At 46.1% G+C, this 27,000-nt stretch carries 20 protein-coding genes; 13 read left to right on the forward strand and 7 right to left on the reverse strand.

The features are described 5' to 3' along the window. Positions 1–14 precede the first annotated feature (14 nt). From H5647_RS08665 to H5647_RS08675, 3 genes are read left to right on the forward strand one after another with little or no spacing between them, the layout of a single operon-like run. Positions 15–1,604, forward strand: coding sequence for an alpha/beta hydrolase (locus H5647_RS08665; RefSeq protein WP_045857904.1), 1,590 nt, complete (start codon positions 15–17; stop codon positions 1,602–1,604). Between the two features lie 29 nt (positions 1,605–1,633). Next, the gene (locus H5647_RS08670; RefSeq protein ID WP_045857905.1) at positions 1,634–2,395 is read left to right on the forward strand and encodes an ABC transporter ATP-binding protein; all 762 of its coding nucleotides are present in this window, start codon (positions 1,634–1,636) and stop codon (positions 2,393–2,395) included. Beyond that, positions 2,395–3,564: an ABC transporter permease gene (locus H5647_RS08675; protein WP_045857907.1), complete on the forward strand. Its 1,170-nt coding sequence runs from the start codon at positions 2,395–2,397 to the stop codon at positions 3,562–3,564. Before H5647_RS08670 ends, H5647_RS08675 begins: the two co-directional genes overlap by 1 nt. A gap of 300 nt (positions 3,565–3,864) precedes the next feature. Here H5647_RS08675 and H5647_RS08680 read toward each other — a convergent pair whose 3' ends face one another. Both H5647_RS08680 and H5647_RS08685 read right to left on the reverse strand, forming a co-directional pair. Next, positions 3,865–5,064, reverse strand: a complete 1,200-nt coding sequence (locus H5647_RS08680; RefSeq protein WP_045857910.1) for an alginate export family protein — start codon at positions 5,062–5,064, stop codon at positions 3,865–3,867. A 580-nt stretch (positions 5,065–5,644) separates the two neighbouring features. Beyond that, entirely contained in the window at positions 5,645–6,925 is a 1,281-nt protein-coding gene (locus tag H5647_RS08685) for an MFS transporter (RefSeq protein WP_045857911.1), read from the reverse strand. A 297-nt stretch (positions 6,926–7,222) separates the two neighbouring features. Here H5647_RS08685 and H5647_RS08690 point away from each other — a divergent pair, with 297 nt between their 5' ends. Together H5647_RS08690 and H5647_RS08695 are read left to right on the forward strand one after the other, a co-directional pair. Continuing rightward, positions 7,223–8,698: a NarK family nitrate/nitrite MFS transporter gene (locus tag H5647_RS08690; RefSeq protein ID WP_045857913.1), complete on the forward strand. Its 1,476-nt coding sequence runs from the start codon at positions 7,223–7,225 to the stop codon at positions 8,696–8,698. 9 nt (positions 8,699–8,707) lie between these two features. After that, the gene (locus H5647_RS08695; protein WP_045857915.1) at positions 8,708–10,483 is read left to right on the forward strand and encodes a bifunctional protein-serine/threonine kinase/phosphatase; all 1,776 of its coding nucleotides are present in this window, start codon (positions 8,708–8,710) and stop codon (positions 10,481–10,483) included. A gap of 53 nt (positions 10,484–10,536) precedes the next feature. Here the strand turns inward: H5647_RS08695 and moeA are convergent, their stop codons facing one another. Beyond that, positions 10,537–11,790, reverse strand: a complete 1,254-nt coding sequence (gene moeA / locus H5647_RS08700) for a molybdopterin molybdotransferase MoeA (protein ID WP_045857917.1) — start codon at positions 11,788–11,790, stop codon at positions 10,537–10,539. Between the two features lie 10 nt (positions 11,791–11,800). Then, on the reverse strand, positions 11,801–12,442 hold the full coding sequence (gene narL, locus H5647_RS08705) for a two-component system response regulator NarL (RefSeq protein ID WP_045857919.1): 642 nt from the start codon (positions 12,440–12,442) through the stop codon (positions 11,801–11,803). Between the two features lie 340 nt (positions 12,443–12,782). Between narL and H5647_RS08710 the strand changes: the two genes are divergently transcribed. Then, positions 12,783–14,456, forward strand: coding sequence for an MFS transporter (locus H5647_RS08710; protein ID WP_082087009.1), 1,674 nt, complete (start codon positions 12,783–12,785; stop codon positions 14,454–14,456). A 107-nt stretch (positions 14,457–14,563) separates the two neighbouring features. Here H5647_RS08710 and H5647_RS08715 read toward each other — a convergent pair whose 3' ends face one another. From H5647_RS08715 to H5647_RS08725, 3 genes are read right to left on the reverse strand one after another with little or no spacing between them, the layout of a single operon-like run. After that, the gene (locus H5647_RS08715; protein ID WP_045857920.1) at positions 14,564–15,247 is read right to left on the reverse strand and encodes a hemerythrin domain-containing protein; all 684 of its coding nucleotides are present in this window, start codon (positions 15,245–15,247) and stop codon (positions 14,564–14,566) included. Positions 15,248–15,285: 38 nt separating this feature from the next. Continuing rightward, the gene (locus H5647_RS08720; protein ID WP_045857922.1) at positions 15,286–16,455 is read right to left on the reverse strand and encodes an NnrS family protein; all 1,170 of its coding nucleotides are present in this window, start codon (positions 16,453–16,455) and stop codon (positions 15,286–15,288) included. A gap of 31 nt (positions 16,456–16,486) precedes the next feature. Beyond that, the gene (locus H5647_RS08725; protein WP_045857924.1) at positions 16,487–18,337 is read right to left on the reverse strand and encodes a HAMP domain-containing protein; all 1,851 of its coding nucleotides are present in this window, start codon (positions 18,335–18,337) and stop codon (positions 16,487–16,489) included. Positions 18,338–18,557: 220 nt separating this feature from the next. On the opposite strand from H5647_RS08725, the gene H5647_RS08730 reads away from it, so the two are divergent. From H5647_RS08730 to H5647_RS08760, 7 genes are all read left to right on the forward strand, one after another. Beyond that, positions 18,558–22,298: a nitrate reductase subunit alpha gene (locus H5647_RS08730; protein ID WP_045857927.1), complete on the forward strand. Its 3,741-nt coding sequence runs from the start codon at positions 18,558–18,560 to the stop codon at positions 22,296–22,298. 1 nt (position 22,299) lies between these two features. Beyond that, a complete protein-coding gene (gene narH / locus H5647_RS08735; protein WP_045857932.1) occupies positions 22,300–23,838 on the forward strand; it encodes a nitrate reductase subunit beta in 1,539 nt (512 codons plus the stop codon). Further along, a complete protein-coding gene (gene narJ / locus H5647_RS08740; protein ID WP_045857933.1) occupies positions 23,838–24,584 on the forward strand; it encodes a nitrate reductase molybdenum cofactor assembly chaperone in 747 nt (248 codons plus the stop codon). Before narH ends, narJ begins: the two co-directional genes overlap by 1 nt. Then, positions 24,584–25,276 carry a respiratory nitrate reductase subunit gamma gene (narI, locus tag H5647_RS08745; protein WP_045857934.1) on the forward strand — a complete coding sequence of 231 codons (693 nt, stop codon included), beginning with the start codon at positions 24,584–24,586 and terminating at the stop codon, positions 25,274–25,276. The genes narJ and narI overlap by 1 nt, the downstream gene beginning before the upstream one ends. After that, complete coding sequence (locus tag H5647_RS08750) at positions 25,269–26,117, forward strand: peptidylprolyl isomerase (RefSeq protein WP_236074844.1); 849 nt, start codon at positions 25,269–25,271, stop codon at positions 26,115–26,117. The genes narI and H5647_RS08750 overlap by 8 nt, the downstream gene beginning before the upstream one ends. Next, positions 26,110–26,385, forward strand: a complete 276-nt coding sequence (locus H5647_RS08755) for a hypothetical protein (protein WP_045857936.1) — start codon at positions 26,110–26,112, stop codon at positions 26,383–26,385. Before H5647_RS08750 ends, H5647_RS08755 begins: the two co-directional genes overlap by 8 nt. Positions 26,386–26,474: 89 nt before the next feature. Continuing rightward, positions 26,475–26,993 (forward strand): CBS domain-containing protein, encoded by a 519-nt coding sequence (locus tag H5647_RS08760; RefSeq protein WP_052691955.1) that lies wholly within the window; start codon positions 26,475–26,477, stop codon positions 26,991–26,993. Positions 26,994–27,000: the final 7 nt, after the last annotated feature.

Consider the following 27,000-nt stretch of genomic DNA (forward strand, 5'->3'; position numbering starts at 1 on the left):
GGTGAATGGGTTGTATGCCACGGAAACGTTCTATTCTTCTATCGTGTCGCCGTTTTAGTCTTCTGTATTTACTTATTGTCTTATGCCTAGAAACTATAGCGGCAGTCGATGATGATGGCGCATCGAACGCTACCACGCACTGGCCGAAATTTGAGCGAGTGACCTATCTACAGCCCGAGGTTAGCCATAAAGTCGGCACTATAGCGTTTACTCAATGCCGAGTAAGCGATGTTTCGGGTTCTTACTTTCGACAATTGGAGTGCGGCTATCTCAAGGTTCCTGAAAATTATCTTCATCCCGATGGCCGAGAGATCACATTATTTATTGGTCGTCTAAAAGCGACCGGTAAAAAAGCCTTGTCGGATGCTTTTATTCCTATTCCTGGTGGCCCTGGTTCAGCTGCGAGTGAAAGCTATCTGTTTCCCAGGCAAGGGTTCGACAAAATATTACAGCAACGCGATATCTACATCCTTGATCAACGGGGAACAGGAAAGTCGAACAGGCTCGATTGTGCTGTTTTACCAGAGCAAGCATGGAAGGTAAGTCTCGATGCTGAAATACGAGCACAGCTCAAAGTTCATTACGCCGAATGTCTCGCGCAGCTAACGGGGGATCCCAGTCAATATACAACTAGCGTTGCGGTAAAAGATCTCGAAGCAGTACGACGAGCGTTGGGGCTAGAGCAATGGAATATCTATGGTGCATCTTACGGTACACGTGTTGCTCAACATTATTTACGTCGTCACCCCTCGTCTATTAGAAGTGTCGTTCTTGACGCAGTTGTACACCCTCAACTGGTATTGGGGCCGGTGATTATTTTGGAGAGCGACCGCGCATTACAAGACCTTCTTCGGCGTTGCGAAGCGACAGAAGAATGCCAAGCGCAATTTCCGGATTTAAAACAAGGCATTTATCGGCTTATAGATGAGCTAAAAGTTAAACCACTTGCGCTAACCGTAGAAAATATAACCGATGGTAAAAATGAGGAGATGTTACTTCAAGCGGGGCACGTTATTGCCTATATTCGCATGTCGCTTTACTCTGCCGACACATTGGCATTAATGCCGTTGCTATTGCATGAAGCGTACGCCAATAATAATTACGCGCCGCTCGCACGAAATGCGTTATTGATTATCGACCAAATGGACAAGCTGATTAGTACGGGCATGCATAATACAGTGATGTGCACCGAAGACGCGCCGTTTCTCGATAGAGATACCCTACACCCAGACGTGTATGCTGAGACTTACATGGGAGGTGATCTTGTAGGCTCCATGTTTGACTTGTGTCGGGATTGGCCCATAGGCCCGATTGACGAAGCGTTTAAGACCGCTGTGAAATCGGACAAACCTGTATTGCTTTTGTCTGGTTCTGTTGACCCCATTACGCCACCGCGCTACGCCGAAAAAGCAGCAGAACATTTATCGAATAGTGTGCATGTAGTGGGCCAAGGGTTGGGGCACGGTATGGCTCAGCAAGGTTGCGTACCCACACTAATGGCAAAATTTATCGACTCGGCTTCTACCGCAGATGTGCAAAGTGACTGTGTTGCCCGTCAAACGCCGAGCCCATTTTTTGTTAATTTTAATGGGCCTTCACCCTAAGTATTGCTGAAGCTGAACGGATGTAGTCAATGATAGAAGCAAACGATTTACGGAAAACGTTCCGTAAAAAAAGCAGTAAACGTAAGGCCGAGATAATTCAGGCGGTATCCAATGTTAGTTTTACCGCCGAAAATGGCAGTATTACTGGGTTGTTGGGCCCCAATGGTGCAGGAAAATCGACAACGTTACGCATGTTAGCAACCTTAATTAAGGCCGATAGTGGTACGGCGGTAGTCGACGGCTTCGATATTGCCAAATTTCCGAATCAAGTCAGAGAAAATATTGGGTTTTTACCGCATAACTCTGGCATTTATCCGCGCTTAACCGGCCGCGAAAATATTCAATACTACGCGGATATTACCGGCCTGAAAAAAAACGAATCACGCACGCGTATTGGCGACCTCATTACGTTATTGGATATGGACGATTTTGCTGACCGGCGTTCAGAAGGTTTTTCGCAAGGCCAAAAAACGAAAGTGGGTTTAGCGAGAGCGTTGGTGCATCAACCTAAGACATTGATGCTGGATGAGCCCACCAACGGCTTGGATGTAATGGCAACGCGCAGCTTGCGCCGTATTATCCGACGCCTGCGGGATGAAGGCCATTGCATTGTTTTTTCTAGCCATATAATGCAAGAAGTAGCTGCTCTGTGTGATCAGATTGCGATTATATCCGATGGAACTATTGCTATGGCCGATAGCTTAGAGGGTATTCGGCGTACTACAGGGCAAAATGATTTGGAAGATGCCTTCGTAATTGCAATTGGTGAGCAGTTGGAGACGGAATTGTAATGCAGTGGTTAACGGTTGCGCTGAAAGAAATAAAAGATAACTTACGAGATAAGCGCGCGTTCTTTTTCGCGATAGTGTACGGCCCCGTTATTTTACCCATAATGCTCGTGGGGCCTATGTTGCTAGGCGCTAAATCGGGCTTTATTGACTATGAATCCGACACCACACTAACGGTGGTGGGTGGCGAAAATGCGCCTAATCTAGTGGAATACCTTTACAAACATAATATGGTTGTAGAGCAAGCACCAGAGAATTATAAACACTTGGTTCGAGAAGGCGAGCTGGATACAGTGTTAGAAATATCCGAAGACTATGCCGACCGAATCGGTAACGGGCAGCAAGCACCTTTGTTTCTATATGTTAATCAATCGAGTAAAGATTCCCAAAAACTTAGTCGACATGTGCAATCACTCTTGCATGGCTACGCAGGGCATTTACATTATTGGCGTTTACGTGCGCGCGGGGTAGATTACCAGTTAACGCAAGTCATTCAAGTGGTTGAGCATGATCTATCCAGCGAAGGTTTTAGTGGCATGATCTTCGGGTTTTTTATGTACTTTATTATTGTTTTTACAATGATGATTGGAGGCTTCTATTTAGCGGTTGACATTACGGCCGGTGAGCGTGAACGAAATTCATTGGAACCGTTGTTGGCCTTGCCAATGAGCCGAAAATCGGTCGTGATGGGAAAATATGCCGCAATATATAGCTTTGTGTTTTTGTCCGGGTTGCTATCGGCGATAAGCCTCTATCTTCTTTTTAGATTTTTACCTTTTGAAGAGCTGGCGATGTTTTTGAATGTGTCGGCGAAAGCTGTAGCGTGCTCTTTTCTCTTTGCGTTGCCTTGCAGTTTTCTGATTACTAGTATGCTAATGGCCACGGCGGCGTTTACGAAGAGTGCTAAAGAGGCACAAACGTATATTAGCTTGTTGTATATTATTCCGATGGTGCCGATGTTAGTGGGGCAATTTGCCGATATTAAAAACACGATAAACGTTATGCTGATACCTTTTTATAGCCAGTACACACTTATTGATAAGACCATTAAGAATGAAACTATCGAGTGGCAACACATTGTGGCCTCCAGTGGTGGTACGTTGGTGTTGGCCGTCATTTTATTGTTAGTAGCGATTGGTTTGTACAACCGTGAAAAAATATTATCCGCTTAACAATGGTTATTCTGTCTATAAAAAAGGCGCCTTTCAAGGCGTTGTTGTTCCATCATACTTGTTTCATTTACACGCTTCTGCGCGAAAGCCAGTTGGACTGTTCGGCGAATAATGCGGGTACTGCAGGTCAGCTTATTTGAACGAAAGCCACTTACGTAATGGTTCAATCCACTCCCCCCCAGAAACAAAAAAGCCACCCTCAAATGAGGATGACTTTATGACTAAAAACTATGGGACAACAATACCGTTCAAAGAGCCTTTTTGGCGCTATTGTGAGAACACTATTTTAATGGCAATATATTACAGCGACATTTGAACCATAAACCATACTTTAGAGGTGTCACTTAGGTGGGTGTCTGCACTGTAGTTCGCGTACTTAAGAACCGCTTTCACTTTTTTGTTTATAGGATAAACCGCAACAGCATCAAACTCAGAGCCTAAATCGTCACCGGTATGCACGTTACTAAACGTGTGGTAAACGGCTTTTAATTTTACGCGCCCGGCCTTACCACCTACACCAACATAAATGTCTTCTATTCCGCCGGCGGGAGTTACTAAAAATTTATCGGCCCAGCCTTGCCATTTGTGTAAGGTGGCCAGTGGTGTTGTAAATGCTTTGTTACCGTCATCACTACCGAGCACTTCTACACCAACATTCCACGAAATTTTACTGGCTATTTTTCCGCTTAAATCGGCAAGATAGTAGTCAGTAGTATAGGCGGTGGGGTTGTCGCCCGCGTCTGATTGAGTGGCATAGCTAGCGGTTAGTTTTGCGACGTCAAAATCGCCTGTATATCGAATACCTATTGTATCGCTTGATGCGCCAGCGGCATTTTCAAAGTCTAATGAGTAAACAAAACCTACCACTTTTTGTTTGTCGGAAAGGGAATACGCTCCATTCACGAGATGAACATCGCCATTCCAGTCGGCGGCTTGATTGGCCGAACCAAGTGGGCCAAATATACGGTTTACGTTATTGACGTAACTATAGCTACCCTTAAAGTCACCAGCGTCGTATTTAAAGGTTAAACCATCATAGGTTTGTTCGTTTTGTCGCCATCCCACGCCACCCACAAAACGTTGGTCGTCGAGCAGTATTCTTTGACGGCCACCTAGCGCGGTAAAACCACCACGGTTATATTGCACGTACGCTTGGTTTAAATCGGTGCCTTTTGGGTCTGCTACAACTGGGTAGGCCGTATTACCATTGGTTGCGGTGTTGTAATTTTCAGCGCTTAAAGGGCGAGCATCATCCATCTCGAGCGTAAACGAAAAATCATTTACAGTTCCAGATTTAAACGTTAAGCGGCTACGTAATGTATTGGCGGCCGCGTCTTCGGCGATTCCATCTTGCGATACGCCTTCGTAACGATAGCGAAAATCGACTTTTGTCGTACTTTCGTTGATCAAAGTCTCTAATGCGGATTCACTCGCGAAAGCGGGTGTTGATACAACTACGGCAATAGCAGTACTAGCGAAGAGTTTGAGTGATGTTTTCATTCATGTTTCCTTAAGTTAGACCAATATTTAATCTTGCATATTCAAAAAATGGCTGCTGTCGAACTTCCCCCCAAAGGAAAATCGAATAAAGCAGCAGCAACAATGCTGACTGCTTTTAGTGCGTACATTACTGTCTGCGGGTAAGTTGTGACAGTAATGGGTCACAGCACAATACGATTATCTCTACTGCATAATGTGTACCGATATTTCAAAGAACGGTCTGTGTCCGCTATATTTTTACCGCAACAGGTAATTCCGATTTGCTCATTGTGGGTGTCATGAGTGGCCGACGAAATACAGTCGAGCGACTCGTTTTGCGTAAAAACTCTTTAATATCAATATGATGGAATTGTACTTTTTCTCTGTAGCAACGTACTTATCGTTACTTTTTGTATGTTAAGCGGCCATGAAAAATAACAAAAATTTTTACTGTAAAATTTTCTATTGGGGCTGTTGTATTAAAAACCTTACGTAATTAAAGTGTTTCGTCATGGGGCACAGAGCAGAAAAAATAGTGCGAATCCGCTCGTGTTGCCGCTCAATACCGGCACTCTTTTCGTGCACTGTAATCAGCGGTTAATTATTCACTGTCCAAAAAGTTATGACTTTGTGCCTGGCTTAGCCTTTGTTGAAAGCGGTCAGATTTGTGTGCAAAAAACATTGCAATCATACAAATGGCGAGCACGCCATACAGCAGCATAAAGCAGGCACTATAAATACCTACTCCATCCACCACTAGCCCGAACGCAAGAGGTAGTGTGCACCCACCTAAGGCTCCCATGGCCGCGACAAAGCCGCCCACTGAGCCCATTTGTTGGGGGTAATAATCGTTAATAATTTTGTACACGCTTGCGCGACCAAAACCTTGAGCAATACCGATAACAAAAATAAGTGCGGTAAAAACCCACACGTTCACTTCAATAGTGAGCAGCACGTCGCTGTGCACCCCGTGAATAGTCATACTGGTAGGCGGATAACTCAGAAAAAATAAGCACACGAGGCAGGTCCAAAATACCGTCCAATTAACTGAACGGCCGCCATACCGGTCTGCAAACCATCCACCTAACGCTCGTACCATGCTTGAGGTGGCTGCAAAGAAAAGGGTGAAGGCCATGGCTTGTTTGGCCGATAGGCCGTAGGCGTTAACGTAATATTGTGGAAGCCACAATATCAACGCTAAAAAACTACCAAATACAAAGTAGTAATAGAGGCTGAATCGCCAAATTTGTAAGGTGCTTACAATTTGTTTTAGTGTCAGAGGCGTAGCGGTGTAACTAACTTTGTTGGCTTGCGCAGGCCGAGTAGGTGCTAGCCATAAAAACACAAAAGCAGTGAGTAAAAGCCCAGTGGCGTAAATAGGCCCTATGGTGGCCCAGCCTAAATGTTCGACAATTGATGGCACTGCCGCGAGCGTTAAGGCGGCACCGGCATTGCCCGCGCCGAATATGCCCATGGCGGTACCCTGTTGGCTACGTTCGAACCAATCGGTGATGTACCGAATACCAAAGGTAAATGATGTACCGCTAACCCCTATCCAAAGGCCGAGCAACATATGGTCAGCGAGTGAGTGTGCAGAAGGCAAGAGTAATAGCGAAGGCACAACCGTTAACATTTGAAGCACAAATAGCATTTTAGGGTTGTATTTGTCTGCCAGAAAACCTGCGGGGATACGCAGCAAGGCCCCCGTTAGCATAGGCGACGCAAAGAGCATTCCGAGTTCGAGTGCAGAAAGTGAAAGTGTTGTTTGAAGCTCCAAAGCAAGAACTGCAAATAATATCCATACGGAAAAATTGGCACCAAAGGCAATGGTTGCGAGTAGTAGTGCGCGATTGGCACCTTTGAACAGCAGACTTTTTTGCATAAAACCTAGCGACCCTCTTTCGTTGTAAGCAATGTAACAAATTCACTTAACGCTAGGCGGGCTATGCCTACTAGAAGTTAGAGCAGTGGATTCGCATCTCTCAAGTGTACCCCCTTGTGGGTAGGGTAGTGCTAATTTAGGGGCGTGAACGCTTTCCTGCTAATCTCAAATGGGGTAGTTAAATTGTCACCGTTGCGTTGCGCGGCTGAAAATATTTCTCGCTGATTGATGTAAGTCAAACGCAGTAATCCGGTCGACCGCCACACTCCGCCCAATACTTTTTTGTGCGGAGGTTCCATGTCCACTGATAACACCATTCGATTGCTTGATTTTAAAGACCCTAAGATTAAAACGCTTCATATTACATGGTTTGCTTTTTTTCTAACCTTCATGGTTTGGTTTAATCACGCGCCCTTATTAATATACATGAAAGAAGCGTTCGACCTCTCCGTTCAGCAGGTTAAGGCCTTGATGATTCTAAACGTTGCGTTAACGATTCCTGCTCGAATTGTCATTGGCATATTGGTTGATAAATTTGGGCCGCGTAGGGTCTATAGTGCGCTATTGGTCATATCGTCCTTTCTCTGTCTAGCGTTTGCGTTTTCACAAACCTATGAGCAGCTGGCAATGCTGCGATTTTTAATGGGTTTTGTGGGGGCTGGTTTCGTGATTGGTATTCGTATGGTGGGTGAATGGTTTCCACATAAAACTGTGGGCGTAGCAGAAGGCATCTATGGTGGCTGGGGTAATTTTGGTTCGGCGGCGGCGGCTATGTTGCTGCCAACGTTAGCATTGGTCTACGGGGGTGAGAATGGATGGCGTTACGCGTTAGCCAGTACGGGAATCGTAGCGGGTTTATACGGTATATTTTATTACGTGGCTGCACGTAACACGCCCAAGGGCTCTACTTATTTTAAGCCTAAACGCGCAGGTGGTTTGGAGGTAACCAGTTGGGGCGATTTCTATCTTTATTTACTTATGAATATTCCCATGTATGTTGCGTTGGGTGTGCTTGCCTGGAAACTATCGCCTACTGGGGTCGGCTTGCTCACAACACAAACGATGTATATTTTGTGGGGCGTATTATTATTGTTAATGATCTTCCAAATAACGCAAATATGGGCGGTCAATAAACATGCGCTGCTGCACGGCGTACAGGCATTGGATAAATACAAGTTCAAACAAGTGGCAATTCTAGATTGGGCCTATTTTGTAACCTTCGGGTCTGAGCTTGCGGTTGTATCTATGTTACCGTTATTTTTTCTCGAAACATTTTCCGGTTTAAGCCCTGTAACGGCGGGTTTACTAGGGTCTGGATTTGCCTTTATGAATTTGGTTGCGCGCCCAACGGGTGGGTGGTTATCGGACAAAATTGGTCGTCGTAAAACCCTAATGGTACTTATAGGTGGCCTAGCCGTGGGCTATTTTGTGCTCGCGCAAATTACCTCGGCGTGGTGGATACCCTTAGCCGTGATGGCCACCATGTGTTGCTCGTTTTTTGTGCAGGCGGGAGAAGGTGCTGTGTTTGCGATTGTGCCGCTTATTAAACGTCGTATGACCGGTCAGATAGCGGGAATGGCTGGTGCTTATGGTAACGTTGGCGCTGTTACTTATTTAACGGTACTGAGCTTCGTTGATTACAGTACATTTTTTCTGGTGATTGCCGCATCAGCGCTCGTGATATTTTGTATTGCAATGATGCTGGATGAGCCAAAAGGTCAAATTTCCGAAGTGCTACCCGATGGCACTGTACAAATGATAGACGTGGGATAAAACAGCAAGATGATTAACACTGAGCCCAAGCTTCGGGTCGACTCAGCCACAGCCCCGTTAAAAATTGACGCGGGGTGGTGTTCGATTGCAGGCCGAAAACCCATCAATGAAGATAGCGCAGGCGTCAACATTCCAGACGATGACTATTTGTTGCAAAACAAAGGCGTCACACTTTTGGTTGCGGATGGCGTTTCTTCAGCAGAGGCTGGGCGGGAGGCAAGTGTTACGGCTGTTTCACGGTTTATAGAAGATTATTACAAAACGCCCGAAACATGGTCGGTAAGTCATGCTGGCGAAAAAATTATTACCACGTTAAATCTAAGGCTCTATCGGAAAAGTCACGAGTTTATAACAGAAGGAAAAGGCTATTTAACTACTTTTAGCTCCGTCGTATTTAAGGGGCGAACGGCTCATTTTTTTCATGTAGGTGATAGCCGTATTTATCATTTGCACCGAGATGAACAGTCAAAATGGGCAATAACCCAGTTAACGAAAGATCACACGGTATTTATTGAGCGAAATCGTGCAATTCTCGCCCGCGCAGTGGGAATGGATAGCCGCCTGAATATTGATTACGGGCGGCAACCTTTTCTTGAAGGCGAGCGGTTATTGTTAACGAGCGATGGGGTCCATGATTTTCTTGATAGCGACGCACTATGTGATTATTTAAGTGCCGACGGCAGCGCACAAGAAATCAGCGATGCCATTGTGAATGCCGCACACGCGGCCGGCAGCGACGACAATATTAGTGCCGTGGTAGCCATTATTGACGGTTTGCCTGAAGAGAGCCTTGACGACTACAGTATTAAGTTAACACGCTTACCGTTCCCGCCAGATCTATCTGTCGGTATGAATGTGGATGGGTATCAGGTAACGAAAATTCTATTTGCCTCTGCGCGCTCGCAACTGTATTTGGTGGAAGATACCGAAACAGGTGAGCATTATGCAATGAAAACACCTTCACGAAATTACGAAGACGATATCAACTATATTGACCGATTTATTCAGGAAGAATGGATTGGAAGCCGAATTAATAATGACAATGTCGTGAAAATTGTACCGTCTAATCGTAAGAAAAGTTGTTTGTATTATTTGATGGAATATGTGGAAGGGCGAGGCCTTGATCACTGGATTGCGGAGCAACAGCCACCAAGCCCTAAGCGGGCGATTGCACTTGTTAAACAGATAGCCTATGGCTTACAGGCCTTCCATGATAATGAAGCTATCCACCAAGATTTACGGCCTGCGAATGTACTGATAACCCGTGAAGATAAAGCTATTATTGTCGATTTCGGGTCGGTCTATGTTGCCGGCTTGGCCGAAATGCAGCGACCGCTAGAGCATATTAATGCGTTAGGCACCGCCACCTATTCTGACCCGCTTTATTTGATGGGCCAAAACCCCGGTATTAAAGGTGATGTTTACGCGCTTGCAACCTTAACCTATGAAATGTTTACCGGGCACCTGCCTTACGGCGATGCCATTGAAGAGTGTCGAACGGCCTTTGATTACGATAGGCTTCGCTACCTAGACGCTTCGCGCTTTAATCCTGTTATACCGCTATGGTTCGACGGTGCGTTAAAAAAAGGCGTAGATTTCGATCTGGAAAATCGATACGGTTATATCGGCGCGTTTATGAAAGATCTCACCGTGCCCAACCCTGAGTTTTTAAGGCCGGATCCTGTTGAAGAAAAGCAAGCCTCCAGCTTAATGTTTTGGAAGCTGTTGTCGGGCTTTTGGTTTCTTACCTTTCTTTTATTTATCTATCTATTTAGTCAATCCTAGACAAAGAGATGCAAACGCGATTATCCTGAATATTGGCGTACTTACGCGTGTGCCTATCGCAGAAAATTATCCAGTGGAATAACGTCTACCATTTCTCCCGCAGCAACGTTGCCTCGGTCTTGTTCTAACCTTATGTAACAGTCTGCTTTTGACAGTGACGAGAGTGCGCCAGAGCTTTGTGTGCCGGTTGTTGTCACCGAAAGAGTGCCGTCTGATTGGGTGTGTAAATTTGCCCGCTGGAAGTCAACTCTACCGGGGCTTTTTCGTAACGGGGTATCACACGGTAAATGTAAAATTGGCATAACGGTAACGTTTTCGCCACCCATGCGGCGTATGGTCGGCAGCGCGAGTTGATGAAAGGTTACCGCGGCGGAAACAGGGTTCCCGGGAAGCCCAAAAAAGGTAGCAACCTGTGAGGGGTTGGCTGGTGTGGTAATAGTGCCAAACGCAAAGGGCTTGCCGGGTTTCATGGCTAACGTATAAAAAGTGATGTCGCCCAGCTTTTGCAGTACATCCCGTGTAAAATCGGCATCGCCAACGGAAACACCTCCAGAGGAAATAATGGCGTCGCACTCAAGAGCAGCTTGAATAAAAGTGCTTTCAATAATCGCGGGATCATCCGGTAAGTTGCCGTAGTTTTTAATTTCGATATCTAATCGTTGTAATGCGGCGTGTAAAAGGTAGCGATTGCTATCGTAAATAAAGCCGTCTTTTAACGGTGAACCCAGTGGTGTAATCTCGTCGCCGGTCGAAAATAGGCCGACTCGAACTTTTCGGTACACGGCGACCTTTGCTTGGCCTAATGTTGCTAATAAGCCTATATCGATAGGGCCTAGCCGTTTTCCCTCGTTAAGTAGTAAGGTATCTTTTTGAATGTCGTTACCGGCTTTACGAATATTATCGCCGGCCTTTGCCTGCTGCGTTAGCGTGATAGCACCGCCGTGCACGACAGTGTTTTCTTGCATAACCACGCTGTTACAACCCGTAGGAATTTTCGCGCCGGTCATAATTCGAATGCACTGGCCCTCGCCAACAACCGCTTCGTAAGGTGCGCCTGCAAACGATTTTCCCGCTATTACATAGGTATCATGATGTTGTGCTGTAGTAATGTTGAGTGCGTAACCATCCATTGCTGAATTATCGTAATTAGGAATATTGTGAGGCGAAATAAGTGCGCGGCCCAGTATTCGGTTAAGCGATTCTTCAAGAGGAATGGTCTCTATATCGAGCGTAGCGATGGGCGCTTCTTGCAGCATCGTTAAAGCTTGCTCTAATGGCAATAATCCTGGTGCGTCACAACAGCTCATTTTGAAAGCCTCATTTTTGATTGACCATCCATACTGCGGCCTCAACGCGAGAACGCAAGTTTAATTTTTTTAAGATATGTTTAACGTGTACTTTAACGGTGCCGTCCGATATGTCCAGTTCTCGTGCAATAAGTTTATTACTTAAACCCTTCGCAATATACTTTAAAATTTCATGTTCACGGCTGGTTAATTTTGCCAGTAGATTGGGCCTATCGCTACCTTCGCCTCTAATGGCGCCAGCCAAAATATGGGTGAGTTTCTGGCTGATAACCATTTTTCCCAGTGCGGCTTCTTTTAAGTTTTCAAGAATTTGTTCGGGATCCATGTCTTTTAGCAGGTAGCCATCTGCGCCGTGCGTAATTGCACTTACAACATCTTCGTCGTTATCGGAAACGGTGAGCATAATAATGCGAGAGCTTACATCAGCTTCCCTTAGGCCCCGTAGCGTTTCTATACCGTCCATACCTTGCATATTTAAATCTAACACAATGAGGTCGGGATCTTTTTCTACCGCTATCGCAATTGCATCTTTACCATTGCTGGCTTCGCCAATAACAACTAATTCATCTTCGAACTCGATTAATTGCGCTAGGCCTTTTCGGAGTAGGGGATGGTCGTCGACAAGTAATATGGTCGCGGCGTTTTCTGTCATGGTGTTAGCCTTATTTTGCGCTGAAAGGGCGAAACTGTCGTGGCAAGAGAAAGTGGAATTATAACGAATAACAGGTGTGACACCCAGCAGGCATTTGATCTATATCAGCTATTTTCGTAAGGATATTGTCGGGCCATTGGTGTCCGTACCCATTTATGATGCGCACGTATAGCGGTTGAATCAGCGTATCTCTACGGTGATACCTCTTTGGGGGTATAGGCTTTTGCCGCGTGGCCTTTATTCTCTACCTCTTGGCGCGCCTTGTTCGCGACTGCAATCTTTTCCATAGTACAGCCGTCATTTTTTTAACTGCCGGTTAATTTCGGTATGGGAGAGCAAGATGGTTCAATCAGTAGTCGACGACAAAACCGGATCGGTTGGAGGAAAACCAAAAGCCGGTGGTGCAGATATTCATGAATGGGATCCCGAGAACACAGAATTTTGGGAAAGTACGGGTAAAAAAATTGCGTCGCGTAACCTTTGGATCTCGATTCCTAGTTTACTGTGCGGCTTCGCCGTGTGGCTCTATTGGGGCATTATAACGGTACAAATGTTGAATCTTGGTTTCCCATTTGCGAAGTCGGAATTATTTACATTAATGGCCATTGCGGGGCTAACAGGGGCAACTCTGCGTATTCCCAGTAGCTTTTTTATTCGTTTAACGGGCGGTCGAAACACCATATTTTTTACAACGGCATTGTTAATGATTCCGGCTTTAGGTGCTGGCCTTGCTTTAAGTGATCAGAATACGCCGCTTTGGGTGTTTCAGTTGTTGGCGTTGTTGTCGGGTTTTGGTGGCGGAAACTTTGCGTCGTCTATGTCGAATATCAGTTTTTTCTATCCGAAAAAACAGCAGGGTTTGGCGCTGGGGCTGAATGCGGGCTTAGGTAATTTTGGTGTAACCACCATGCAAATTTTGGTTCCTCTGGCAATGACCTTTGGTATCTTTGGTTCGTTGGGTGGAGAGTCGATGGTGCTGCAGAATACCTCCGGTACGCTCATTGGTAAAATACCAGCGGGCGCCGAAACCTGGATACAAAACGCGGGTTTTATTTGGTTGTTACTGTTAGTACCTCTCGCGTTTTTTGGTTGGTTTGGGATGAACAATTTACGTACTAACGATGTATCGCCCCAAATACCCAACCCCGTTTTCAGTTTCGGTATTATTAGCGGTATGTTGTTGGTTGGTTTTCTGACGGCCACGTTTGGTCTATGGTTATTATTACCAGAATCGGCAAATGGTTCTGGTTTTGGGGTGCCGAAAGAAATCGTATTAGTGTTGGTTATTGCCTCAACGGTATTTTTGTTAAAGCAAATTCCCGGGCAGATTAAAAGCAATCTTAGCCGTCAGTATCAAATATTTAACAATAAAAATACGTGGGTTATGAGCGTTATCTATACGATGACGTTTGGCTCGTTTATTGGCTTCGCGGCCTCTTTTCCGCTATCGATTAAAGTCATATTTGGTTATCAGCATCTCATGGTTGACGGGGTTATGACACACGATACGGCTAACCCTAATGGGCCTAGTGCATTGATGTACGCGTGGATGGGGCCCTTTATAGGCGCGCTCATTCGTCCGTTAGGTGGATGGGTTGCCGATAAGGTGGGAGGGGCATTAGTCACTCAAATCTGTTCTATTGCGATGGTTGCGTGTTCTATTGGTGTTGCCTACTACATGAAGGCGGCCTACGGTTCGTCTACACCCGAAGAGCATTTCGTTGCGTTCTTTGTTCTCTTCTTATTGTTGTTCGCGGCAACCGGCATTGGCAACGGTTCTACTTTCCGTACCATCGCTATGGTATTTCCGAAAGAACAGGCGGGGCCTGTATTAGGCTGGACATCGGCTGTAGCAGCCTATGGCGCATTCTATATACCTAAGGTGCTCGGTGAGCAAATCAAAGCAACAACACCTGAAGTTGCGCTGTTTGGTTTTGCCGCCTTCTATGCCGTGTGTGTGTTTGTGAATTGGTGGTTTTATTTACGTAAGGACGGCGAGTTCTATAATCCGTAGTGATTTATCTTTAGTCTACAATCTTCGGCCCGCCTTTGTGCGGGCTTTTTTTTTGAGTGCATAAAAGGCGCTGAGATGTGTTGGTACTCGTGCGCTGGGTCTGGGCGTTAAGAGCGACTAGAGAGCGACAAGTAATCTGGCATTCGCGCAAACAAGGTGGTGTCTTCTAGGTGAATATGGTCGCGCATTGTGGTGATGAACGCTTGTAGTCCCATGTAGAGCGCTTTCCAGTGGCTGCAGGCGTTGGTGGGCAATTGAAAGTTGTGGGCGCTGCGTTGAAGCTTCTTCAGCGAGCGCACATGTTCGCCGTGCTCGAATTGAAATATGGCCATACAGTTTGCGGCCATGTCCCAGTTAGATTGGATAATCATGGGGAAAAGGGTTTTTTCTTCTTTGTCCATGTGCGCCAATGTATCTTCCAGTATATTTCTAATGCATTGCGATAACCCTACGGGACATAGCGGGTCGTGGCCCCACTCTTTTTCGACTGTACTGGCTAGCCGAATAAGTTCGGGTAATTGCTTGCGATGAACATTATGGTAATGGGTCACGATATAAAGAACGAGATCCTTTTCGCTGTATTGTGAAAAATCGGGTCGTATTTTTCCTCGTATCTCTAGCCGTTCAAACTCCTCAATAACGCTTTGTTTGTCGGCACGGTATTCGGTTATCGCGTCGCGTAAGGGGAGTGAGTGATGTTGTTTATAGTCGAGTTTGAAACGGTACAAAATTTCAGTTGCACCGGGTATTTCTACCGCTAATTTTTCTAACGTTACATCGAGTATACTCATAGCGTTGTCCGTTTCTCGGAATGTTATGGTAAAAGGCGTTACCCAGGTTTTCCATCGGCGCGGGCGGAAGTGAGAATGGGTATATACACAAACAAAAATATTAAAAATGATAGGCACCATGCACTTGCGGCGAGGGTCAGGCTCATTTCATAGTGTGCCCCCCACATTGAGATGCCAAGCCCGCGCACGATTGCGGCAAAGGCTAACGCAATATAGGCAAGGCTTAGTAAGCGCTTTGGTTTAAGGGGCCTGCCCGTGTGGCCTAATGCAATACGTGACATCATCGCTAAAATCATATTGGCCATAGCGCCTGCAAACAACCAATGTAGGGCCGTTGCTTGAGAGTAAGAAGGTGATAATAGTGAGATTAGTAGCGCCAATAACCCCGTGGGTATAAGTAAGCAGGAGAAGTGAAGCGACCAAAGCAAGGGAAAGCGCCACGTTACCCATGGGCGCCAGCGTAAACAACGCAGTAAATGCGTTAAAGCTGTAAGGCCCACTACGGCGACCAAGGCTGCTTTGGGTAACATAGCGGTTAAATTCAATCCAAATAGAAGCGCGCAGACGGCGGTTAACACTATGGTGCTTACTTCTAAGGCAAACCAGTTTTCAACACGTGGAGTACCGCTTCCGTTAGCGGTAAACATAGGCAATATTCGCCCCGTTATGACGGTCATGACTATGATCATAAGCCAGCCATAAAGCGCGACGCCTTTTTGTACCAGTGATGGGTCGTTAGCAATAACACCCGCATGGCTTAATGCGTTGGCGGCAATTAATAATCCCAGAATAACTAATAGTTTTAAATTTCGACGATTATTGGTTTGAATCAGGGGTTGAGAAAAATAAAAGGCTGTGAGGGCTAAAAAACTAAGGTCGACAAGTGCGATAAGAAGAGAGGGAATTATGGGGAATAGCATTAATAGACGTGCGACAATCCATAGCAAGACGAGTAACAGTAGCTTATGCCCACGAATACCCGGTACGTTGGTCCAGTTTTGCACCGCAGTTAAAAGAAAACCGGCCAGTACCGCAGAGCTAAACCCTGTGAGTAATTCGTGGCTGTGCCAAAATAAAAGGCCACCGTAAGGGGAGAGCGCTATAACGCCTTTTATGACTACTATCCAAATAGCCATGGCAACTACTGCAAAGAGTGCCGCGAGTAAAAAGAGTGGCCTAAACGCCAATTGTAATACGGGTATTGTCATAATGGAGATATTCTCTTAAATAGTAAGGTCATTAAAGGCGTTGAACACTCGGAATAAATGTAAACCCGACACGTGTTCCTCCTTCTTTGCGCGGTTGTATCTCAATTGCGCCACCAAGATTTCGACTTCGTTCATTCATAATCGCAAGCCCGTAATGATTAAGCTTTTCGGGTGTATCGGGAATGCCCACGCCGTCGTCTTCAACGAGGAGTGTTACGCTTTTATCACGGTTATGCTGTAAACGAATTAAGACGTTATCACCCTTGGAGTGATGAATTGCGTTTTGACCGGCTTCACGCACTATTTGCAGTAAATGAATTTCTTCACTCGGCGTTAGTGGTAAATCGGTTAAACGGTAATCGAGTTGCACGCTCATATCGCTACGTTCACTTAGCTGTGTAACGGTACTTTGCAGCGCCGTATGTAGCCCGCCGTCGTCCATCTTTAGTCGGAAGGTAGTAAGAAGTTCTCTCAGTTGCCGATAGGCCGCCGAAAGCCCTTCGCGTAGCTCATCAATAATGGGTTGTTGTAATTCAAATTTATTTTTGTCGTGAGACTTTTGTAACCGCGTAACCTGTATTTGTAAATAGGATAACGATTGAGCGAGAGAATCGTGAAGTTCGCGCGCAATAACGGTGCGTTCGCTCAACATTACAAACCGGTTTTCTCGGTCTTTTTGTTGTGCCATAGAGAGTGCAATAGCGAGTTGGTTCGCAACGGATTGAACGAGGCTGTGCTGCCATTCCGGGATATTGTGGAGAGCCGTGTATTGCACATCGATAATACCGTATTGGCGGTCACCCATAACGATGGGGATGCGTTTTTCGCCCGGCAGATTGATGGGTTGTTTAAAATTGGCGGGATTACGACAATCAAAACAGTTCTTTTTCTCGCAGAGTTCCCCATCATCGTTATGAGAGCCCACTTGCATATAAGGTTGACCACCGTGTTCGGTAAACAGGCAAAGTTCTAAACGATGGTCTCCTAATACCTGAGCTAAATCTTCAATAATGGCATGAAAATCGAGGGTATCGCTGGGCGACTCAAGTATTGTGCGGGCCGTGTTAAACAAAAAATCTAGCGTTATATTATTTTGCTGTAATTCTTTGGTTCTCGCTTCTACACGTTCTTCAAGTTGGCTATAAGACTCAGCGATAGAGTCGCTCATTCGGTTAAACGTTGTGGCGAGTAACGTCAGCTCATCGTTGCCCGAAACATCTACACGCTGTTGATAATCACCCTCGCCAATTTTTTCTGCGGTTTCGGTAAGTTGGGTTAACGGCTTTTCAATACGGTGTTTTAATAGGTAGAAAATAAGGCTACCCACCAATACCGTTATGAGCAGAACGAGAAGCTGAAAGGAGCGCAAGTTCATAATCTTACGTTCGGCGTCTTTTTGGAACTGCGTCACCAGAGCGTCGGTTAACAGGACTTGGTTTTCGAGCAGGTGCTCGGTGTCGACAATATTAGGTGTGCTATCGAGCATTGCTATTAATGCCGGTTTAGTATTAGAGAGCCAATTACTGTAGGCCACGCTAAAAAAACGGGTGAGCGCGCTATGTGTGGATTTTGGCTCTAAGAGAAGCGCATGTTGTTGAGAGAAAAGAGAGTGATTCCACGTATGGTGTAATTTCTCTATTGCCTTAATAGCTTGATCTGGCTGGCCGCGCTCCATCGCCAAACCAATATGATAGGTTTGCATTCGCATGGAACCGGAAAGGTTAATAGCCTGGGCATCTTTGTCGGCCAGCTCTGTCACCCAGAACGAAATAAAAATGCTAATGAGCGTAATGCCGATAATAGCCGCAAGCGAGAGCGTGATATAGCTCATTACTGACCGATTAAAACGCGTGGGAGGGCGCTCGTTTAAAGACTCATTCATCGCATGCCTACCTGTTGAAGTGCTCCATTGTATGCCATCAACAATCTAACCGACACCCGTATACCCCTTTATGGGTAGAGTTTAATGAACGAATAGATACCTCCAAAACGGCCTTGATCTAGATCAATAGAGTGCAGCGTTAGGTTCCTATAGTGGCGGTTATATCCGTACACGCGGAATTTTCAAAGCCCGCACACAAGCGTTGTCGAGGAACACAATCATGAGCCACTTTTTAGACAAGCTGAGATTTTTTAATGTTAAGAAAACCAGCTTTTCCAATGGACACGGTGTAACAACCAACGAAGACCGAGAATGGGAAGACGGTTATCGTAAGCGTTGGCAGCACGATAAAATTGTTCGTTCCACCCACGGCGTGAACTGTACTGGTTCATGTAGCTGGAAAATCTATGTGAAAAATGGATTGGTCACGTGGGAAACGCAACAGACAGACTATCCTCGAACGCGTCCGGATTTGCCAAACCATGAGCCGAGAGGCTGCCCGCGTGGTGCCAGTTTCAGCTGGTATATCTACAGTGCCAACCGCTTAAAATACCCTAAAATCCGTAAGCATCTCTTACAGTTGTGGCGCGAAGCCAAAATAACCCATCCCGACCCAGTGTTGGCATGGGAGTCCATTGTGTCGGACCCTGAAAAGACTAAACAGTATAAAACCAAGCGTGGCCTCGGTGGTTTAGTGCGTTCGAACTGGGCAGAGGTCAATGAAATTATTGCAGCCTCTAACGTATACACCGCGAAAGAATATGGTCCAGACCGTATTACAGGGTTTTCACCCATTCCTGCGATGTCGATGGTGAGCTATGCGGCGGGTTCGCGTTATTTATCGTTGATTGGTGGTAACTGCCTAAGTTTCTATGATTGGTACTGTGATTTGCCGCCCGCCTCCCCTCAAGTATGGGGCGAGCAAACAGATGTACCGGAATCGGCGGATTGGTACAACTCGGGTTACATTATTGCGTGGGGTTCTAATGTTCCCCAAACCCGTACGCCCGATGCACACTTTTTTACCGAAGTGCGCTACAAGGGGACCAAAACGGTTTCCGTAACGCCTGATTATTCGGAAGTTGCCAAACTCACCGATGAGTGGGTGCCCGCTAAACAAGGTACCGATGCGGCTGTGGCCATGGCCATGGGCCATGTAATTCTAAAAGAATTCCACGTTGAAAAACCTAGTGCATACTTTAAAGAGTATGTAAAAACGACAACCGATTTCCCCTACCTTGTAAAACTCGAGCCTTCAGAGCAAGGGTTGCAGCAAGGCTCGTTTTTACGCGCAAGTGATTTAAAGAAAAATCACGGTCAGGAAAACAACCCCGAATGGAAAACAATTGCACTCAATGCCGATGGCAAACTCGTATCGCCTACTGGCTCTATTGGTTATCGTTGGGGTGAAAGTGGCAAATGGAATATCGAGCCACGTGACGGCGTCTCAGGCAAAGAGTTGGATTTACACACCTCGTTAAAAGAGATTGCAGACGAAGTAGCCGATGTCGCCTTCCCTTATTTTGGTGGTCAAGAACACGAATTTAATTATTTCGCGAGCACCGACCACAACGATGTGCAATTGCGAAAAGTACCCGTTAAAAAAGTAAAACTAGCCGACGGCAGTGAAGCCTTAGTGGCCACGGTGTACGACCTAACGTTAGCGAACTACGGCGTTGATAACGGCTTGAATTGCCCCAATACCGCAAAATCCTACGACGAAGACGCGCCATACACCCCTGCATGGCAAGAAAAAATTACGGGTGTGCCACGCGAACAAATTATTCGTATTGCCAAAGAATTTGGTGATAATGCCGACAAAACGCGCGGTCGTTCCATGATTATTATTGGTGCAGCAATGAACCATTGGTACAACATGGATATGAACTACCGCGGCGTGATTAATATGCTGATGATGTGTGGTTGTATTGGCCAAAGTGGTGGTGGTTGGGCTCATTATGTTGGGCAAGAAAAATTGCGGCCACAGTGCGGCTGGCTACCCTTGGCCTTTGGCTTGGATTGGCAGCGTCCACCGCGCCAAATGAACGGTACCTCGTTCTTCTATAATCACTCCGACCAGTGGCGTTATGAAAAATTGGAAATGACCGAAGTGGTTTCTCCGTTGGCCAACAAAGAAAAATGGTCAGGCTCAATTCTAGATTTTAACACCCGTGCCGAGCGTATGGGTTGGCTCCCTTCAGCGCCACAATTAAACACCAACCCGTTGGATTTGTGTGCGAAAGCGGCTGAAATGAATATGGATCCCAAGGTGTACGCCAGTGATCTTATTAAAAATGGTGATTTGAAATTTGCCTGTGAAGACCCCGATGACCCCAAAAACTATCCTCGCAATATGTTTATCTGGCGTTCCAACTTACTGGGTTCATCCGGCAAGGGCCACGAGTATATGTTGCGCCATTTGCTCGGTACTAAGCATGGTTTGATGGGCAAAGATTTAGGTGAGAGCGGCGATAAAAAACCAGAAGATGTGAAGTGGCATGACGAAGCGCCCGAAGGCAAGGTGGACTTATTGGTCACGCTCGACTTCCGTATGTCTACCACGTGCTTGTACTCCGATATCGTTTTACCTACTGCCACTTGGTATGAAAAAGACGATATGAATACGTCGGACATGCACCCCTTTATTCATCCCTTAAGTAAAGCGGTCGATCCTGTTTGGGAATCACGAAGTGATTGGGATATTTTTAAAGGAATTGCCAAGAAATTCTCGGAACTATGTGATGGCCACTTAGGTGTCGAAAAAGACTTAGTCACAGTGCCACTTCAGCACGATACTCCTGCAGAACTTGCACAGCCCGATGGTGTTAAGGCCTGGTGGAAAGGTGAGTGTGACTTTATTCCCGGTAAAACAGCACCGAACATGGTCGTGGTTGAACGTGATTTCCCCAATACCTATAAGCGATTTACCTCGCTTGGACCCATGCTTGAAAAATTAGGCAACGGCGGTAAAGGCATTAATTGGAATACAGACGATGAAGTCGATTTTCTAGGCAAGTTAAACCATGTACACAATGAAGAAGGTGCACATAAAGGGCGACCAAAGATTGAGACCGCGATTGATGCCGCCGAAGTAATTTTAAGTTTAGCCCCCGAAACAAATGGCCAGGTTGCTGTAAAAGCATGGGCGGCGCTCTCGAAAATTACCGGCCGAGACCACACCCATTTAGCCAAGCCAAAAGAAGATGAAAAAATTCGCTTCCACGATATTGTGGCGCAACCGAGAAAAATTATTAGTTCGCCTACGTGGTCCGGTTTAGAAGATGAGCACGTGTCTTACAATGCCGGTTATACCAACGTACATGAGTGTATCCCTTGGCGAACCGTGACCGGCCGTCAGCAGTTTTATCAAGATCACGAATGGATGCGCGACTTTGGCGAAACCCAATGCCTGTATAAACCACCGGTGAATATGAAAACCGTACAGCCGATGTTAGGTGCAAAACCAAACGGCAATCACGAGTTGGTCTTGAATTGGATTACGCCACACCAGAAGTGGGGTATTCACTCCACCTATTCCGACAACTTATTAATGCTTACGCTGTCGCGCGGTGGCCCCATTATCTGGCTGAGCGAAGTCGATGCGAAGAAAGGCGGCATTGAAGATAACGATTGGATAGAGGCGTTTAATGTAAACGGTGCAGTTGCCGCGCGAGCGGTGGTGTCCCAGCGAGTGCCCGAAGGCATGAGCATGATGTACCACGCACAGGAACGCATCGTAAACACCCCAGGAGCCGAAACAACACAAACGCGAGGCGGTATCCACAACTCGGTTACCCGCGCAATTATGAAACCCACTCATATGATTGGTGGCTACGCGCAACAATCCTACGGGTTTAACTATTACGGTACGGTGGGTTGTAACCGAGACGAATTTGTTATTGTCCGTAAAATGGACAACGTCGATTGGCTCGATGAAGAGTCTGCACAGGAGGAGAAATAACATGAAAATACGTGCACAAATCGGCATGGTCCTGAATTTAGATAAATGTATCGGCTGTCACACGTGTTCTATCACGTGTAAGAACGTGTGGACAAGCCGCGACGGAATGGAATACGCCTGGTTCAATAATGTAGAAACCAAACCAGGTATTGGTTTTCCGAAAGAATGGGAAAACCAAGAGAAATGGAACGGCGGTTGGGTTCGAAAAAATAATGGCAAGCTAGAGCCCAAGCAAGGTGGCAAACTACGCTTACTGGCCAACATTTTTGCTAACCCCGATCTCCCCGAAATTGACGACTACTACGAACCGTTTGATTTTGATTATGAGCACCTGCATACCGCGGCTGAAAGTAAGCATCAGCCTGTTGCTCGTCCACGCTCGCTGGTAACCGGCAAACGCATGGAGAAAATTAATTGGGGGCCAAACTGGGAAGAAATTCTGGGCACCGAGTTTGAAAAGCGTAAAGTGGATGTATGTTTTAACGAGGTGGCCGAAAAAGAAATTTACGGTGAATTCGAAAAAACTTTTATGATGTATTTGCCACGTTTATGTGAGCACTGCTTAAACCCAACCTGTGTGGCAAGTTGCCCTAGTGGGGCAATCTATAAGCGTGACGAAGATGGCATTGTATTAATCGATCAGGATAAATGTCGCGGCTGGCGCATGTGTGTGTCGGGCTGCCCTTACAAGAAAATCTATTACAACTGGAATACTGGAAAATCTGAAAAATGTATTTTCTGTTATCCCCGAATTGAAGCAGGCCAGCCAACCGTTTGCTCTGAAACGTGTGTGGGCCGTATACGCTACCTAGGTGTGCTGTTATACGACGCGGATCGAATTGAAGAAGCGGCCAGTGCCGAATCGGATAAAGATTTGTATCAGGCACAGCTTGATATTTTCCTCGACCCGAGCGACCCAGAAGTGCAAGCGGCAGCGCGTAAAGAAGGCATTCCAGACACGTGGTTGGAAGCCGCACAAAACTCGCCCGTTTACAAAATGGCGATGGACTGGAAAGTCGCGCTGCCGCTTCACCCCGAATATCGCACCTTACCAATGGTGTGGTACATCCCCCCATTGTCGCCCATTCAGAATGCGGCCGCCGCAGGCAAGATAGGCACAGGCGGTGTAATTCCCGATTTGAAATCGTTGCGTATTCCTATTCGTTATTTGGCAAACTTATTAACGGCAGGGGATGAAGCGCCTGTTATCAGTGCGTTAGAACGCATGTTGGCTATGCGTACCTATAAGCGCGCCCAACAAGTGGAGGGAGAAGAAGATTTAGCCGTACTAAAAAGGGTGGGCATTACACAAGAGCAAGTGGAAGAAATGTATCGTTACATGGCCATTGCAAATTACGAAGATCGTTTTGTTATTCCCGCTAGCCACAAAGCCTACGCCGAAGATGCTTATAGTATGAAAAGTAGTTGTGGCTTTAGTTTTGGTAACGGCTGCAGCGATGGCGATACGGGTGTCAATATGTTTGGTGGTAAGAAACAAACGAATCGCAATATTATTGCCGTATCGAATGGAGATGATTAATGGATATTTTATGTGTTATCTCACGCTTATTGGACTACCCAGACGAAGCTCTTTACGACGCAGAAAGTGATATAAGCACTATTATTTTAAGCGCACCGATAAAGGAAGAATATAAAGATAGGCTGCAAGCATTTTTATGGGAGCGCCTAGACAGTAACATGCTGGATTGGCAGTCGGAATACGACGGCCTGTTTGAACGGGGTCGCTCCCTTGGCTTGTGGCTGTTTGAGCACGTGCACGGTGAAAGCCGTGATCGTGGCCAGGCCATGGTTGATTTAATGGATCAGTATCAGCAAGCCGGTTTAGAAATATCGCAACATGAACTACCCGATTACATACCACTGTTCTTAGAGTTTATAGCAACGCAAGGCGAAGAAAACGCGCGCGGTTGGTTGCAAGACGTAGAACATGTATTGGCGTTGCTACAGGCACGTTTGGAAAAGCGAGAAAGTAACTACAGCGTTTTGTTCGAAATACTGTTGAGCATTGCCGAAAGTGAAGTGAACCTAGGTGAAGTACGGGAAATAGTCGGCGGCGAAAAACGTGATGACAGTAAAGAAGCCTTAGATAAAGAGTGGGAAGAAGAGGAGGTTACCTTTGGTGCTGAATCTGTAAAAGAGGGCTGCGATTCGACGCGAAAGCCCAGTGAATCCCAACGGGCCGATATCGATGTACCCGTGCATTGGGTTGATTTTAATGAGCCTGCATCGGTTGCCGAGGCGCCACAAAGTAAGAGGAATTCGTAATGAATGATCTAAACCATTTGTTGTTTGGTATCTACCCGTACATTGCGCTCACCATTTTTTTAGTGGGTTCTTTAATACGTTATGACCGCGAGCAATACACGTGGAAAACCAGCTCTAGCCAATTGTTGGAAAAAAAATGGTTACGACGAGGTAGTCTACCGTTTCATATCGGTGTACTGGCGATTTTAGGTGGTCATTGTGTTGGCTTACTCACGCCGCATGAAGTGTGGCATACGTTAGGTGTGTCGGCGCCGTTTAAGCAAAAAGTTGCAATGGGAATGGGGGGCGTATTTGGTGTTATTTGTCTTTACGGTATGACCATATTACTGGTACGACGTTTAACCAATGAGCGTATACGGGCAACCACAGGCAAAATGGACATCGCCATTTTATTGATGTTGTATTGTCAACTATTGCTCGGTTTAACCTCCATCTTTGTGTCTGCTGGTCACATGGACGGCGAAGAAATGTTAAAACTCATGAGCTGGACCCAAAACATCGTTACGTTTAACAGTACCGTCGCAACGGCTCAAATAGAGCATGTTCATATTATCTATAAGCTTCATATATTTTTGGGTATGACCCTATTTGTGGCCTTTCCATTTTCTCGGCTTGTACACATTTGGAGCGTACCGGTGAAATATTTGGGCAGACACTATCAAGTTGTACGGGAGCGTGGCCGTCATGTCTAATTGTTCGCATAACCACAGCCAAGGGCATCAAGAAACAATGGCGACCGTAGAGCACGCAACCACTCATCTTGAGGCTGGCCATATGATAAAAGTCAATTTAACGACGATTTCGGAAGACTCTATCTATAGAGAGATGCAATACCATGAAGCAGAATCACAAGAAACGGCCATGGTATTGGCGATGGAATCGCTGGTAGTTGCAGAATTGCTAAAGCAGCGCGCTAAGACCATTGGCCTGTCAGTAGATGAGCACGAACAATTCGTTGAGACACTAATTGAACGCGAAGTTGTACAGCCGAAGGCTACCGACGATGATTGTTTACACTACTTTACACAGAACCAAAAGAAGTTCGCCTCTCCACCATTGTTAGAGGTAAAGCATATTTTACTGGCCTGTGCGCCAGATGATACTGCGGCACGATCGGAGGCGAATGAAATGGCGGTCAATATTGTTGCTGAACTAAAATCCAATATTGGACAGTTTTCGGCACTCGCGAAGCAATATTCGCGTTGCCCGTCGGCCGAGCTGGGTGGCTCCCTAGGACAGATCAGTAAGGGGCAAACGGTACCAGAGTTCGAGCGACAGCTGTTTTGTTGTGGTGAAGGGCTTGTGGAGTCAGCCCTTGAGAGCCGTTATGGTGTGCATATTGTGTTTATCGCACACAAAGAAGCGCCGCGCCCGTTGCCGTATGATCTCGTTGCGGACAAAATTCGGGATTATCTCGATACCAAAGTCCGTAATACCGCCATTGCTCAGTATATTACAACATTAATTGACGATGCTGAGATAGAAGGCTTTGAGTTTGAGGAAAAAAAGGATCGCCAATTTTTTCATGCGTAAACCGCGTACCGATGTTGCTATGGCGGCATTACTTGAGGATATTCGTCGTACGTTTCCCTTTGACGCACCGGATTCAGCGGTGTGTCAAAAAATATGTATCGGGTGCCCGAAAAAACTATTGGCCTACCTGGAATTGGAGGTTGATGATTGGCAGAATCGTTTAGACGATGAGAGCATGCCAAACTTGGGCGATATCAATAAATTGCTCAAAAAAAGTAAAAAGATTCACAAAGTCTTGCAAATGAACCAGGTACTGGCGAAAGTGTAAAAAGCGTTTACAAAAGCATAATAACGTTATAAACCAGAGAGATAGGTATCTTACAGTTGCGGTCAATCCGCGAATTCAGGAGGTCGAACATGGGAGTAGAGCTAATGACTCAACCACATATTGCCGACGCGTTAAACGAACGGACACTATCAGATTTAATGTCTCGAAACATATTAACCGTTTATGAAGGCTGGTCTGTTAAACGAGTTGCCGCATTTTTTGTTAAGCATGGAATTAGTGGGGCGCCGGTTATTGCCGCCGATGATGAGCTTGTCGGTGTTGTTACCCAAACGGATGTCGTTCGGTTTGGTAGCCGCAGCTTAAATACCAAAGAAGTGGAACGACTCACGCAATTTTATTGTGGCCCCTATGGTGGCGAGCTTTCGGAAGACGATGTTCGTCATATGCAAGAACGTGCTAGTGAAAACTGTACGGTTCATTCCATCATGACACCAGAAGTGATAGGCCTTGATATTTCAACGCCGTTGGCCGATGTTTGTCAGGTGTTAGTCGAGCGTCAGTTACATCGTTTATTTGTCACTGAGTCAGAAAGATTAGTGGGCGTGATAACCGCTAGAGATATCTTACAAAAATTATTAGAAGCGTAACCTTTTC

This window comes from Teredinibacter purpureus (genome assembly GCF_014217335.1).
Lineage (GTDB): Bacteria > Pseudomonadota > Gammaproteobacteria > Pseudomonadales > Cellvibrionaceae > Teredinibacter > Teredinibacter purpureus.